This is a genomic window from Lamprocystis purpurea DSM 4197 (genome assembly GCF_000379525.1).
In the GTDB taxonomy this organism is placed as follows: domain Bacteria; phylum Pseudomonadota; class Gammaproteobacteria; order Chromatiales; family Chromatiaceae; genus Thiodictyon; species Thiodictyon purpureum.
This window is the reverse complement of record NZ_KB902570.1, coordinates 1-14,853: the sequence shown is the minus strand read 5'-3', so window position 1 is coordinate 14,853 and position 14,853 is coordinate 1. Positions and strand designations below refer to the sequence as shown.

Below are 14,853 nucleotides of genomic sequence, written 5' to 3'. Positions count from 1 at the left end.
CAATGACGCGATTCCGGCAGGTCACGTCGCCCGCAAGCGGGCTCCTACGGAGCTTGATTCTTGATAGCGTCTTATTCGGAAATCGCCTAAAGTCCGACAGGCTGCTAGAGCCCGATAAGACCGCCTGGTTCGATGCGGGTCAGGCCCACCGATGCGGCTTCTGGCGGACGCTCTATCCCGCACTGCTCGACCGGACCTACGCGTTGCAGGGCAATTGAGTGGCACTTCATCTCGTGACCTCTTTTCGAGATATGGGTAAGTTTATGGGCGGCCTTGGCGTTGATCATCGTTCCGGCAACAAGAAAACCGGAGGTCGGGGCTTTAGCCGATCGCCATCGCGTCGGCGCGGCCCTGGTCCGGCTAAAGCCTCGATCTCGGGATGGATCAGCGCACTGCACGCACTGCGCGCGGGCATCCTGGTGGGCTGCCTGGCGTTTCTGTGCGGGACCGCAGGGGCGGGGACGCCCCTGCTCCTGGCGGGGTCCACGGTGCTGTATCAACGCGTTCTGACTCAACCGGGGGCGGCGGCGCGCGAGATGCCGGGCACCACGGGCGGACGCCTGATCACCGCGTTGAGCCGACTCTATGTCTACGAACGCCAGGACCTCGCCGGGCAGGAGTGGTTGCGGGTCGGCACGGACGCGGCGGGCCGCAACCTCCTGGGCTGGGTGCCGGCGCGCGACACCCTGACCTGGAATCAGCAGTTGACCCTGGCCCTGACCAACCCGGCGGGGCGCGAGCGGCTGGTCTTTTTCCGCGATTGGGACGCCCTGCGCTCGGTGCTGGATGCGGCCTCGCCGCCGGCCGCGGGGCGGGCCCTGGTGCAGGCCATCGCCGCCGGCGGCACGGACCCGCGGGCGGTCGCGCTGGAGCCCGAGACCTATGTGAATCTCTATGAGCGGTTCTATCTGTTGCCGATCCTCGACATCAAGGACTACAGCACCGCGGCCGGCAATCCGGTGCGCGCGGTCAAGGTCGCCTCGGTGACGCTGCCCGAGGCACGCGGCCGCACCGCGCCGGGACCGGCCGTGCAGGACCAGGGGAGCGCGGCCGAGCAACTCCGGTCGTTCAAGGCCGCCATCGTCTTCGTGGTCGACTCCACGCTCTCCATGGGCCCCTACATCGACGAAACCCGCGCGGCTATCACCCATTTCTACGAGCGCATCCGCACCGCCGGGTTGCTGGATAAGGTCGCCTTCGGCCTGGTCGCCTTCCGCGCCGAAAGTGCGAATGAAGAGACCAATGAGCAGCTCGACTATGTGGCACAGGTGTTCGCCGCACCGACGCAGGTCCGCAATGGCGATGACTTTCCGGCGCGGATCGCCGGGCTGCGCGAGGCCCCGGTGGCCACCGATTTTTTCGATGAGGACCCCTATGCCGGTGTGCTCGCGGCGCTGGAATCGCCGGACTGGAAAGACCGGTTCGACGCCCGCCATATCGTCCTGATCACCGATGCCGGTGCGCTGGACGGCACCTTCAACACCCCGGCCGGCACGGCGCCGACCAAGGATCAGGCGGTGCCGGGGGTGGATTCCAGCACCGGACTGAATGCCGCGGCGGTGCAGCGCGAGGCCCAGCGCGCGGGCGTGGCCATCGCGGTCATGCACCTGCAAACCCCAGCGGCGCGGCAAGCCGGCAATCTGGCGCGCGCCGCGGCACAGTACAAAGAACTGGCGCGCAATGCCATGACCCAGCAGGAGGCTTATTTCCCCATCGCCGACGGCACCCGCGACCGCTTGCGGGCGGCGCTCGACACCTATGCCGGGGACGTGATCGCGCAGATCGAGCACAGCAGCCGGGGCACCGCGACCGCATCCGGGGCTGCCGTCCCCGCGTCCGCGGCCGCCCCAACGGATGCCGACGCCGCGGACCAGCGGGCCCGCATCCAGGCGATCGTGGCCTCACTGGGGCACGCCATGCAGTTGGCCTATCTGGGCGAGCGGCGGCAGACGGCCGCCCCCGAGGTCTTCGAGGCCTGGATCAGCGACACCGATCTGGCCGACCCCGGGCTGCGCACGGTCGAGGTCCGGGTGCTGATGACCCGTGATCAGCTCTCCGACCTGCGCGATCTGGTCGCCGCGGTGATCGACACCGCCCAGACGGATCTGGACGGCGCCAACAGCACCGCGGCCTTCTACGACCGGCTCGCCTCCATCGCCGCGACCTTCGAGCGCGACCCGGAGGCCACCGGCCGACGCCGCGCTCCGGAACTGGCGCAGCGCGATCTGCTGCTCGACTACCTGGCGGGGCTGCCCTACAAGAGCGACGTGCTGGACCTCAAGAAGAGCGACTGGACCAGTTGGGGCCTGCAACGGCAAGCGGACTTCGTGGACCGGCTGCGCAAGAAAGTGCTGCTCTATTCACGCTATTACGCCGACACCTTCGGTTGGGTCGACATCGCCCAGACCGACAATCCGCACCATCGCGAGGCGGTGTATCCGATTCCGCTGAAGGATCTGCCCTGAATGCTGCTGGACTGCACTGACCTGAGCTATCGCCGCGGCCACGGGGATCAGGCGTTCCGCGTGCTGATCCCCGCGCTGCGCCTGGGCGCCGGGGAGATGATCGCGCTCACCGGCGAGAGCGGCTGCGGCAAGAGTACGGCGCTGGAACTGCTGGGGCTCGTCGTCCGGCCGCTGAGTGCCGCGCGGTTCCACTTCGCGATCGCTGGCGCGCCGCTGGATATCGCCGCCCTGTGGCGCGCCGGCCGCCACGGCGACCTGGCGCGGACGCGCGCGGCGGCGATCGGCTTCGTGCTCCAGACCGGCGGACTGCTGCCCTATTTGAGCGTGGCCGGCAATATCGGCATCAACCGCCGCCTGCTGCGGCTGCCGCCGCGGGATGCGGCACTCGATGCCATGATCGACCAATTACAACTGCGCGACCTGCTGGACAAGACACCCGCCCAACTCTCGGTAGGCCAGTACCAGCGCGCCTCCATCGCCCGCGCCCTGGCGCACCGGCCGTGCCTGGTGCTGGCGGACGAGCCGACCTCCGCCCTGGACCCCCGCCTGGGTGACGAGGTGATGGACCTGTTCTTTCAGTTGGTGGAGCGTCTGGGCACCAGCGTGGTGCTGGCCACCCATGACCTCGGCCGGGTGCGCACCCATGGCCTGCGCGAAGTCCGGGCGGCGCCATTGACCGCCGGGTTCGGTTCGGCGTTCGCGGCCTAAGGTGATTTCCGACAATTTAGATACCGGTCAATGTAGGTGCGACTTCAGTCGCACCTGCGTCCGAATCGGTGCGACTGAAGTCGCACCTACATCCGAGCCGATGGTGGGTATCCGGTGTTCCGGAAATCACCTAATTCACCGTTTCCAAGCGTTGAAATATTGCCATCGAACGTGATGACCGAACGTAGGGGCGGGTTTAAAACCCGCCCCTACACCAAGGGTCTACCTGGATATCCAGTACGAACGCTATACACGAGAAAGCCGCTCCACTATGCCCGAGTCATCGAACCAAGACGCGCCCCAGTCCCGCCTGGAAGGCTTGCGGCTGGCGCTCCAGGATCTCTGGCACGATCGCCGGACCACCCTGGTGCTGGTGCTGACCGTCGCGTCCATCATCGCCCCGCTGATGCTGCTGTTCGGGCTCAAGACCGGCGTCATCGCCACCCTGCGCCAGGACCTGATCAACGACCCGCGCAATCTGGAGGTCGTCGTCTTCGGCGCCCACCGCCTGGACCAACGCTGGTTCGCGGCCATCGCGCAACGCCCGGATCTGGGCTTTCTGATCCCCCGCACCCGCACCATCAACGCCACCATCGATCTGGTGAACAGAGAGCGCCGCCCGTTCGATGCCATCGACATGATCCCGACCGCCGCCGGTGATCCCCTGCTGCCGCCGGGTCTGCCCACCCCGGTTCATGCCGGCCAGGTACTGCTGACCGAGACCCTGGCGAAGCGCGTCGGCTGGACCCCCGGCGCGCCCCTGACCGGCTACTTCCGCCGCTCCCGCAATGGCACGCCTGAGCATGCCCAGTTCACCCTGGAACCGATCGGCGTCATCCCGGAGAGCCAGGTCGCCCGCGAGGCGGTGTTCACCCATCTGGACCTGCTGATCGCCTCGGAGGACTACCGCGACGGCCTGCGCGCCGGCCTGAGCGACGCGGATCTACACGTGCCCAGCGCCCGCACCCGCACCGAGTTCGCCGGCGCCCGGGTCTACGCGCGCGACCTGGACGCGGTCGACACGCTGGCGGCGGCCCTGCGCGCCGAGGGCATCGAGGTCCGCACCCAGGCCGAGCGGATCGAGACGGTGCGTGCCTTCGACCGCACCCTGTCGTTCATCCTGCGGGTCATCGCCCTGATCGGTCTCACCGGCTGCGCCCTGGCGCTGGGCGGCGCGCTCTGGGTGAACGTGGACCGCAAGCGCCGGGACCTGGCGCTGCTGCGCCTGTTCGGCTTCGGCAACGGCACCGTGGTGCTGATGCCCGTGGTGCAATCCGCCGTGATCGCCGCCCTGGCCTTGGTGCTCGCCTTTGTCACCTACCTGTTCGGCGCTGCCGCGTTCAACCGCACCCTGGGCCAAAACCTGACTGGACAAGGCTATGTCTGTCGACTGGAGCCGGAACACCTGGCCGCCGCCGCCGCGGCCACCCTGTTGGTCGCATTGCTGGCCGCCGTGGCCGCCGGCTACCGCGCGAGCCGCATCGATCCGGCAGAGTGTCTGCGCGGCGGTTGATGCCCGGACAGACACGCGTGTAGGGGCGGGTTTGAAACCCGCTGCTAGGTCCGGTTATCACGTCCGAAGCTGATATTCAAGCCGCCCGACGCAAGGTCTGCAAGGGCGGCCGGATCAGCAACGGCCAGGTGGCCAAGGTGCCGGCCAGACCGATCAGCAGCCCGGAACCCAAGACGCCGGTGACCCAGAGCAGCGGGTTGAAGCTGAATTGCAGCCCGAACAACTGTTCCGCCAGGAGCCAGCCAGTGACTTCGGCGAAGATGGACGCGAGGAATCCGGCCAGGAGTCCGGCGGCCGTGAACTCCACCGCGAGACTGCCGAGCAGGGCGTTGCGGCCGGCGCCCAGGGTGCGCAGGATGCCGTGCTCGGTGCGGCGCTCCGCCAGACTCGCCTGGATGCCGGCGAACATCACCAGCACCCCGGCGGCCAGGGTGAACAGAAACACGTACTCCACCGCCAGGACGCCGCGGTCGACCACGGCGCGGACCTGGGTCAGCAGGGCCTCCACGTCCAGCAGGGTGACGCTGGGGAAACGCGCAATCAGCGCGGGGATCACCGCCTCCCGGTCCGCGGGCAGGTGGAAGCTGGTGATGTAAGTGGCCGCTTCGACCCCGAGCAAGGCGGGCGGGGACACCACGAAGAAGTTGACGTTGAAGCTGTCCCAGCGGACTTCGCGCAGACTGGTCACCGGGGCACTGACCTCGTGACCGGAGACAAAGAAGGTCAGACGGTCCCCGAGCGCAATCCCCAGGGTTTCGGCCAGGCCCTGCTCCAGCGAGAACTGGGGCGCGGTCTCCCCGGCCGCCCACGACTGGCCCGCGACGAGGCGGTTATCCGCCCGGCCCGCCGGCACGGGCGCTTCGCTGAAGCTCAGGTTGAACTCACGGGCGACCAGGCTCTCGGCACGCGGATTCGGATAGTCGGACGGGTTGACCGGACGCTCGCCGATGCGGATCAGGCGCCCCCGAATCATCGGGTAAAGTTCCGCCTGGGTGATCCCCTGCTCCACCAGGAAGGCGCGCAACGGCTCGACCTCCTGCGGCTGAATGTTGATCAGGAACTGATTGGGCGCGCCCTCGGGCAGGCCCTGTTGCCAGGCCTCGAGCAGGTCCACCCGCACCACCGCGAGCAGGAGCAGCGCCAGGATGCCCAACCCGAATCCGGCGATCTGCAGCACCGCGAAGGTCGGCCGTCGGGTGAGCGCCGCGAGCCCGAGCCGCCAGACCCCGCGGGTCCGGCCGGCCAGACCGCTCGCCGCCTTCACCAAACCCAACACGGCCAGGACCAGCGTGACCAGGGTCAGCGCCACTCCGCCCAGCAACTGACCGGCCAGGACCGCGTCACCCGCCTGCCAGAAGACCAGCAACGCCAGCGCCAGCAAGGCCCCCAGCACCGCCGCCGCGGCCGATGCGCGCGGGGTGCCCAGATCGCGCCGCAGCGCGCGCAGCGGCGGCACCCGGGTGAGTTGCAGCAAGGGCGGCACGGCGAACCCCAGCAACGCGATCAGACCGGTCAGCACACCCACCGCCACCGGCATCAGCGATGGCGGCGGCAGATCCGTTCCGAACCAGTCGGCCAGGGCCGCGACCAACCCGAGCTGCCCGACCCAGCCGACCAGCGACCCCACCAGGCTGGCGACCAGCCCGAACAGGACCAGCCGCAGCAGGAAAACCCGCAGCAGCAGATGCTGCGGCGCGCCCAGGCAGCGCATGATCGCCACCGCATCGATCTGGCGCTCCACCAGACGGCGGCTGGCAAGCGCGATGGCGCTCCCCGCCACCAGCAGGGTGACAAGGGTCGCGAGGTGCAGGAAGCGCGAGGCGCGATCCAATGCGGATTCGAACTCGGGCCGGGCGGTGCGCCCGTCGACCAGCGTGAGATTGACCGGCAGACGGGGCTTGAGCCAAGCGGACAAAGCGGCGACCGCATCAACCTCACCAGCCAACAACAGGCGATGCCGCACCCGGCTGGCCTCGCTCACCAGCCCGGTCGCCGGCAGATCGGCGTCATTCATCAGCACCCGGGGGGCCAGATTCACGAGGTTGCCGCCCCGGTCCGGCTCGTAACTCAGGATGGCGCCGATCCGCAAACGGGTCTCGCCCAGCGCGACCGAATCGCCGATCCGGGCCTCCAGCAGCCGCAGCAGCCGCGCCTCCACCCAGACCTCACCGGCCGGCGGTCCCTGTTCGACGGTGCGTTCCGGATCGGTGAAGCCGTCGCGCAAACGCAGCCGGCCGCGCAGCGGATAGGCCGCGTCCACCACCTTGACCTGCACCAACTGGGCACCGGCCGCGCCCATGACCACGCTCGGGAACTCCAGGGTGCGGGCACTTTCCAACCCCAGGCTGACCGCCTGGTTGAGGTACGCATCCGGCGGCCGGGATGACCCGTCGACGGCCAGATCCGCGGCGAGCAGCTCACCGCCCTGGCGGACCATGGCGGACTCGATGCGGTCGGTGAAGAACCCGACGGCGGTCACGGCGGCCACGGTCAGGATCAGCGCGGCGGCCAGCAGGTAGAGTTCGCCGCTGCGCCAATCCCGGCGCAGCAGACGCAAACTGATGCGCCAGGTGGGGGACCTCATGAGCGCTCCCATTGTCATGCGATACGCTCCAAGGCACCATCGCGCATCCGCAGCCGGCGGTCGCAGCGCTCAGCCAGTGCCGGGTCATGGGTCACCAGCACCAGCGCCGCGCCGGCCTCGGCGCGCAGGTCCAAGAGCAGGTCGATGATCTGTTCGCCGGTGGCCTGATCCAGATTGCCGGTCGGTTCGTCCGCGAACAAGACGACCGGGCGTGGGGCATAGGCGCGGGCGATGGCCACCCGCTGCTGTTCCCCGCCGGAGAGCTGACGCGGGTAATGGCCGGCACGCGGGGCGAGCCCGACGCGCGTGAGGGCCTCGTCGGCACGCGCCTCGGCGTCGCGCGTGCCGGTCAGTTCCAACGGCAGCAGGACGTTCTCGCGGGCGGTGAGCGTGGGCAGCAGTTGGAAACTCTGGAACACGAAACCGACGCGCCCGGCGCGCAAGGCCGCCCGCCCGTCCTCGGTCAGGGCGTCGAGCCGCTGGCCGCACAGCCAGACCTCACCCGCGGTGGCGCCGTCGAGTCCGGCCAGGAGCCCGAGCAGCGTGGACTTGCCGGAGCCGGAGGCCCCCAGAATGGCCACCGCCTCGCCGGCCTGGATCTGAAGATCGAGACCCTGCAGAATGGTCAGATCGCCGCTGGGACCGTTAACATGCTTGCCTAAACCTTGGGCCTGGACTACGACCGCGACCGGAATGCCTGTCATGATGCGCCTATTGCTTACTGCTGTGCTGACGAGTGTGCTGGCGATTGCCGGTGCGGGCCGCGCGAGCGATGCAACGACCACCACGCCGGGCCAACCGCCGACGATCGTGGTCCTGGGAGATAGTCTGAGCGCCGCTTACGGCTTCGCCCAGGCTGACGGTTGGGTCGCCCTGCTCCAGGAGCGGCTGCGCACACGCGGCCTCGACTTTGCCGTCATCAACGCCGGGATCTCGGGTGACACCACCGCCGGTGGACTGACCCGCCTGCCGGCGCTCCTGGCGCGTCACCGCCCGGCGCTGCTGCTCATCGAACTCGGCGCGAATGACGGACTGCGCGGCCTGAAGACCGAGGTCCTGCGGGAGAATCTGACCCGCATGGTGCAACTCGGGCAAGCGGCCGGCAGCCAAGTCCTGCTCATCGGCATCCGTTTGCCGCCCAACTACGGTGCGGCTTACGAGCGTGCCTTTCAAGCCGTGTTCCAGGAAGTGGCTGCCGCGCACGGCGTGCCCCTCCTCCCTTCCCTGCTGGAAGGGGTCGCTGAGGATCGTGGGCTGATGCAGGCCGACGAGATCCACCCGACGGCCGCGGCCCAGCCACGTATCCTGGAGAATGTCTGGCCCATGCTGGCCCCGCTGCTTAGCGCGACCCAGCCAAAGAACGACTGAACAAGTCCATAACGACAACGATTGGGTTTAACTTAATTCTTGACTCGTTACAAGGCGATTTCCGTCAATCGCCTAATCACTACACTCCCGGAGTCTTCCATGCATCGCATCACCATCGTCGGCTCGGGTTTCGGCGCACTGACCGCGGTCAACACGCTACGCGAGTCGGGCCTGAGCGCCGACCTCACAGTCGTCAGCCCCACGGCCGAATTCGTCTACCTGCCCGCCCTGATCTGGGTCCCCAGCGGTCTGCGCACCGGCGATGACCTGCGGGTCAACCTCAAGCAGTTCTTCAAGCGCTCGGGGGTGACGCACATTGCCGCCGAGGCGACCGGGCTGACCGATGGGGGCCGTACCCTGCAGACCAGCACCGAGCCGGTCACCAACGATGGCCTGATCATCGCCAGCGGCGGACGCTTCATCAAGAAGCTGCCGGGGATCGAACATGCCATCACCCCCTGCGAGGGCATCGCCTCCGCGCAGCGCATCCGCGACCGGGTGCGCGCCATGGAGGGGGGCACCATCGCCATGGGTTTCGCCGGCAACCCCAACGAGCCCAGTTCCATGCGCGGCGGACCGGTCTTCGAGTTCCTCTTCGGCATGGACCAGCAATTGCGCAAAGAAGGCCGGCGTGAGCGCTTCAAACTCGTCTTCTTCACCCCGGCGCCGAATCCCGGCAACCGGCTGGGGCCCAAGGCGGTCGGCAGTCTGCTCAAGGAAATGGCCAGGCTCGGGATCGAGACCCATCTCGGTCACAAGCTCAAGGGCTTTACCGACCGGACGGTGACGACCGAGGGCGGCACCTTCGACGCCGACCTGATCCTCTTCATGCCGGGCATGACCGGCAACACCTGGTTCGACAACACCGACCTGCCGCGCTCCCCCGGCGGCCTGCTCCAGGCCGATGCCCAGTGCCGCGTGCCGGGGTTCGAGCGGGTCTATGTGGCGGGTGACGCGGGCAGCTTCCCCGGCCCGGACTGGATGCCCAAGCAGGCGCACATGGCGGACTTGCAGGCGCGTGCCGCCGCACGCAACCTGGCGGCCGAATGCATGGGACGGGAACCGCGGGAGACCTATAAGGTCGAGTTGCTGTGCATCGTCGACACCAATGACCGGGGTATGCTGGTTGCCCGCAACGAGAAGTACAACCTCGTACTGCCATCCATGCGCCTCTTCCACTGGCTGAAGCGCTTCTTCGAGTGGTGGTATCTGCGGCAGTATCGGTAACCGGAGGACACCGTGGTCACCGACCCACTGCGTGCCGCCATCGACGGCCGCCACCCCCTGATCTATATCCACTCGACCGAGGAAGCGCGCGTGACCGAACGGGTGCGCCGCCTGGCCGTCGACCTCGATCCCGCCATCGCACTCTTTACCTGGACCTGCACCCGCGGACTCGAGATGCAGAGCGGCGGCACGCCGATGGCGCCCGCCGCTGATCCGGCCGCGCGGGCACCCGACACCCGCGATCCGGTGCTGGCCATCCAGACGGCCGCCGCCGCGACGGGGCGCGGCTTCTTTCTGTTCAAAGACCTGACGCCCTTCCTGGAGCGGCCGGAGGTGGCGCGCGCCCTGCGTGACGCCCATGCGACACTGATGGGGCGACCAGGCAGCGCGCTCCTGCTGATCGCGCCGGAGGTAAACATCCCGCCCGCGCTGCGCCCCAGCGTACTGCTGGTTGAAATGCCGCTGCCGGACACGCAGGAAATCGGGGATCAGGTGCAGACCGTGTGGAACGGCTACACCACCAAACCCTTACCGGAGGATGCCCGCGACGCCCTGACCCTGGCCCTGCGGGGCCTGACGCTGGATGAGGTCCAGCACGTTATGTACCGCATCCTGGCCGGTCGGCACCTCAACCGCGACGCCATGCTGGCCGAGATCGGCGCGGCCAAGAAAGCGGCGGCGAGCGGTGCCGGCTTTCTCGACTATGTCCCGGATCTGGTGGACTTGGAGCAGATCGGCGGCCTGGCCGCCCTCAAGGACTGGATCGAACGGCGCACCCCGCTGTTCAACCAGCGCACGGTGGACAGCGGCCTGCCGGTGCCCAAGGGACTCTTGTTCATGGGCATCAGCGGATGCGGCAAGAGCCTGTGCGCCAAACTGGTGGCCCATGCCTGGCGCGTCCCCCTGTTCCGGCTGGACATGAACCTGATCTATGCCGATCTCTACGGCAACCCCCAGGCGACCTTCCATAAGGCGCTGCGGACCATCGAATCGGTGGCCCCGGCGGTGCTGTGGATCGACGAGATCGAAAACGGCCTCGGCGGCGGCGCCGGACAAGCCGACGCCGCCTCCCATATCCTCTCCGCCTTCCTCACCTGGATGCAGGAAAAACCGCCGTTGGTCTTCGTCGCCGCCACCGCCAACCGCATCGAGGCGCTGCCGGCCGAGATGATCCGCAAAGGCCGCTTCGATGAAGTCTTCTTCTTCGACCTGCCCAACGACGAGGAGCGTACCGCCATCTTCACCGTGCACATCCGCCACAACCATGGCGATCCGGCCGCCTTCGACCTGGAACGACTGGTCCGCGACAGCCGCGAGTGGACCGCCGCCGAGATCGAGCAAGCGGTGATCGCCGGGCGCATCGACTCGGAACGCGACCAGCGCCCCTTCACCACCGAGCACATCCTGGCCCGCGCCCGCACCCTGGTGCCGCTGTCGAAAAGCATGAACGAACAGATTCGCTTCATCCGCGACTGGGCCTGGGACCGGGCGACGCCTGCCTCCAGTGCGCAGAAGGTGCGGTTCGATTGAGCCTCACCGCGCGGGTGACTTCCTCGAACGGCAGATCGCGGTGAAGACCTTTGTGACCAGTAGGTCTATAGGTGATTTCCGGGAATCAACACCCCGACTGCGCGCATGCTGCAAGGCCCGTAGGACTATAGGGGGCCTGTAGGGGGCCTGTAGGGGGCCTGTAGGGGCGACTTTAGTCGCCCCGACACGTCGGTCGATCCTTTCCCGGAAATCACCTTGTCGCGCTGGCGACGCCTGCCTACACTGCTACCACCATGCGCCATCCCATCGATCCCAAGGTTGACTGCGTCTTCAAGGCCCTGCTGGGGGCTGAGTCCAATCGTGACCTGCTGATCCATTTCCTCAACGCCATCCTCGGCGCGGAGTTGCCCCGGCCCATCACCGCGGTGGAGATCCAGAATCCCTATAACGAAAAGGAATTCCTCGACGACAAGCTCACCGTGGTCGATGTCAAGGCCCGCGACGCCACTGGGCAGATGTATCAGGTCGAGGTCCAACTCCTCAATCATCGTGATCTGCCGGCGCGCATCCTCTACGGTTGGGCTGATCTCTATAGCGCGCAGATCAAGGAGGGCGAGAGCTACCGCAAGCTGCGCCCCACCTATGCGATCTGGCTGTTGGGTCAGACGCTGTTGCCGGATGCCCCGGACTATGCACACGTATTCCGGATGCGCGACCAGCACGGACGCGTCTTTCTGGACCACGGCGGCATCTGGCTGCTGGAACTGAGCAAATTCGCCGCCGACGCGGTCGAAACCGAGCAGGAGCGCTGGCTGAAGTTCTTCACCGAGGCGGAGCGCCTGGACGCGGACGCCCTGCCGGCCTGGATGCAGACCCAAGAGATGAGGCGAGCCATGAACACCCTGAAGGCCTTCTCCGAGAAAGAGCACGCCTACCATGCCTATCAGGCGCGGCAGAACTTTCTGCGCGAACAGCAAAGTATCCAACTCGAATTCGACGATCTGCGCGCGGAGGTCGAGCAGGCGCGGGCGGACGTGGAGCAGGAGCGGGCCGCCAAGGAGCAGGAGCGGGTGGCGAAGGAGCAGGAGCGAGCGGCTAAGGAGCAGGAGCGAGCGGCTAAGGAGCAGGAGCGGGCGGCGAAGGAGCAGGAGCGAGCGGCGAAGGAGCAGGCGCAGGCGGATGCGGAGCAGGAGCGGGCGGCCAAGGAGCAGGAGCGGGCCGCTAAGGACGAAGCCTTGGCCGAGATCGCGCGGCTGAAGCGCTTGCTCGCCGACCAGCCGGAACCGTCTGACCCCGAGACGCGGTCGTGATCTCGGACACCAGCGAAGAGATAAGGAATCGCATGGAGGATGCGGTTCCCCCTTCGCTAACTCGCAGATTTATCGATCAAGTTCGTGCGAATACCTCAGGGTCTGTCCCGCGTATCCTGCTGCGAAGCGCCGCGCTTGGTGCTGGCCGGTTGGAGTCCAAGGCTTCAGCCTTGGATCGGCAGGCCAAGGCTCTGGCCGGGTGATCGATGCGCGGCGGAACAACGCCAGGCCGAGCGCGGCCCTCTGTCGATGCCTCCTAAACACCCTGAGCATTCGTCGAGAAAGGCACTTCATACGATTGTTTTTATCTCATTTCCTTGTCAGAACCACGCAGGCATCCTCCGGTCTATGTGGCGTACCCTCAACGCGTTCGTGCGGTATGAGGCAATGTTGCCTCATACCGCACGAACGGTGCAGCGAGGAACTGCGCGCAAGGGCTTGACAACCCGGAGAAACCCTGATCCAATCCGAAAAATATGACGCATTATGGGGTAGTTCGTCCGCCGAAATCTAGCAAGTGTTCACATTTAGCGTATAAATGAGACGTCTTATTTTGTTCGAATTGCAGCGCAAAAATTGTGGATTAAAAAATCCAGGATTCGGGACACGCAGCGGGAGCGAGTCCGTTCTCGCATAACGCAGTTGATGCGAGAACGGACTCGCTCCCGCTGACCCGCAAGAATTTTTTATCCGCCCTTGGCGCGCTGCGATCCCGTCGGCGATGCCTGCGCTCGGTTCTCGTCGGGGAACCTAGCTATCGCTAAAGCTGAAATCGGCTTCGCTCTCGCTCAGCCGATTCAGCTTAGCTTCTCAGTTAGGCGCGAAACGCGAGAACTTGGGATAGCGTACGGTTTCACCAGTTTGAGCAGCGGAAAGGGGCGAGCGGCAGACTATAGCCACGCGACCCAGCCTGCACGCCCCGGAATCCTATAGAGAGACCAAAGGAGGTCGTTGATGCGGTTCCATAATCCGTTTCTTCTAATTCCGGATTGGTACCGGAGTCTACGCAAGCTAGTCTTTCCGCGAATTGAAGTTTATTGCGACAACTGCCAGCTCACCGGTGAAGTTACTAAGAGCCACGCAAAGCAACAAGAACTCCGGGCATTTAAGATTGGTCTGCGTTCTCTGGTTTCTCAAAATGAACCTCCGGAGATACTCGATAAGCTAAGAGATAGCTACGAACCTAAGCCGGCGGATTGGCAATTGTTTCCAAATCCAAGACGGGGCGGGCGAGGACCTGTCTGGCTTTGTCCGACTTGTATCGAAAAAATCGAGAACAAACACGATCAACAGCATCGCTGGACGACCAAACACGCGCGTCTATTGCGAGAGTTGGTCGCTTTGGTCGGAACCGACGGCGGTTTCATTAACGAGGCTCCCATTCGCCGTATCGGAACTGCCCTCTACGACGACGGAGGTATTGATCTTATGAGGTTCGCTTACCGCTTTGTCCAAGAACAAGGAAGATATCTGTCCGAAGATATTTGGCATCGCATAGGTCCATGGGAGCGGTGAGACCATTAATTCCGGAACTGAGAAACGCACGGAAACATGCCTGGGGGATAAAGTGGAGAACAGGGGCCAGGCTCAATTATAAACTCGATAATTGCCTAACGGGCGGCCAAAGATCCAGCGCGCGCCATCAGGGTCAGTGCTAACTGGCTGGTTGCGTGCAGACGCGAGCCGCTTTGGCTATTGACGTTATCGCGCCGAGCAAAGCTCGGCGTCTCTTGCGGGGTGGAAGTCCCCGTCGGGTAAGGGTTAGCCACCCGCCCGTATCGAGTGTTGGTCCTGCTGCGGAGTGGCGCAAGCCGCGAACAACATTGCAGGGTAAGCGTACACAGAGTATTCTGTAGACCGTAGGGGAAATCGCGTTCCCTGAAGTGCTGGTACAGCTTCGAGACAGCTAACCCGCGGATGGCGACAGTTTTAACGTACTGGAAGCCCACACGAAGCACCCTTACTGGCTTGGGTGTGGAGGTCCGCCGGAGTCCTCAGGCCGTGGTATGCAGAAAGAGAGACGTCGGAGAACTCGGGAAGCCCCGCGGGCTCCTGGATGAAGTGAGATGACGAAACCGTCAGTGTTGGGACACGTAAGGGTGATGAACCTGGAAACGGCGTGGGCACGGGGCGAGTCATTGAGCATGGAGCATCCAGGTAGGCTGACAACAGCCGTATGCCGACGAG

Annotated in this window: 11 protein-coding genes; 9 read left to right on the top strand and 2 right to left on the bottom strand. The window is 65.9% G+C overall.

Translation table 11 applies throughout. The annotated features are described in order from the left end of the window. The 4 genes from A39O_RS42440 to A39O_RS0130915 all read left to right on the top strand — a co-directional run. Positions 1–218 (top strand): hypothetical protein (locus A39O_RS42440; protein ID WP_040529239.1); only part of this gene is annotated, 218 nt, incomplete at its 5' end. A gap of 201 nt (positions 219–419) precedes the next feature. Then, entirely contained in the window at positions 420–2,465 is a 2,046-nt protein-coding gene (locus tag A39O_RS0130925) for a vWA domain-containing protein (RefSeq protein WP_020508514.1), read from the top strand. After that, complete coding sequence (locus A39O_RS0130920) at positions 2,466–3,173, top strand: ABC transporter ATP-binding protein (RefSeq protein WP_020508513.1); 708 nt, start codon at positions 2,466–2,468, stop codon at positions 3,171–3,173. Between the two features lie 271 nt (positions 3,174–3,444). Then, positions 3,445–4,686 (top strand): ABC transporter permease, encoded by a 1,242-nt coding sequence (locus tag A39O_RS0130915; protein WP_020508512.1) that lies wholly within the window; start codon positions 3,445–3,447, stop codon positions 4,684–4,686. A gap of 76 nt (positions 4,687–4,762) precedes the next feature. On the opposite strand, the gene A39O_RS0130910 is transcribed toward A39O_RS0130915, so the two are convergent. Both A39O_RS0130910 and A39O_RS0130905 read right to left on the bottom strand, forming a co-directional pair. Continuing rightward, a complete protein-coding gene (locus tag A39O_RS0130910; RefSeq protein ID WP_020508511.1) occupies positions 4,763–7,270 on the bottom strand; it encodes an ABC transporter permease in 2,508 nt (835 codons plus the stop codon). 14 nt (positions 7,271–7,284) lie between these two features. After that, positions 7,285–7,974 (bottom strand): ABC transporter ATP-binding protein, encoded by a 690-nt coding sequence (locus A39O_RS0130905; protein ID WP_020508510.1) that lies wholly within the window; start codon positions 7,972–7,974, stop codon positions 7,285–7,287. Between A39O_RS0130905 and A39O_RS0130900 the strand changes: the two genes are divergently transcribed. From A39O_RS0130900 to A39O_RS41485, 5 genes are all read left to right on the top strand, one after another. After that, complete coding sequence (locus A39O_RS0130900; protein ID WP_020508509.1) at positions 7,973–8,638, top strand: arylesterase; 666 nt, start codon at positions 7,973–7,975, stop codon at positions 8,636–8,638. The genes A39O_RS0130905 and A39O_RS0130900 overlap by 2 nt on opposite strands. A 99-nt stretch (positions 8,639–8,737) precedes the next feature. After that, positions 8,738–9,865 (top strand): NAD(P)/FAD-dependent oxidoreductase, encoded by a 1,128-nt coding sequence (locus tag A39O_RS0130895; RefSeq protein WP_020508508.1) that lies wholly within the window; start codon positions 8,738–8,740, stop codon positions 9,863–9,865. A gap of 12 nt (positions 9,866–9,877) precedes the next feature. Further along, positions 9,878–11,395: an AAA family ATPase gene (locus tag A39O_RS0130890; protein WP_020508507.1), complete on the top strand. Its 1,518-nt coding sequence runs from the start codon at positions 9,878–9,880 to the stop codon at positions 11,393–11,395. A 254-nt stretch (positions 11,396–11,649) separates the two neighbouring features. Next, a complete protein-coding gene (locus A39O_RS0130885; RefSeq protein ID WP_020508506.1) occupies positions 11,650–12,666 on the top strand; it encodes an Rpn family recombination-promoting nuclease/putative transposase in 1,017 nt (338 codons plus the stop codon). Positions 12,667–13,620: 954 nt separating this feature from the next. Further along, positions 13,621–14,181 carry a hypothetical protein gene (locus tag A39O_RS41485; protein WP_157640541.1) on the top strand — a complete coding sequence of 187 codons (561 nt, stop codon included), beginning with the start codon at positions 13,621–13,623 and terminating at the stop codon, positions 14,179–14,181. Positions 14,182–14,853: the final 672 nt, after the last annotated feature.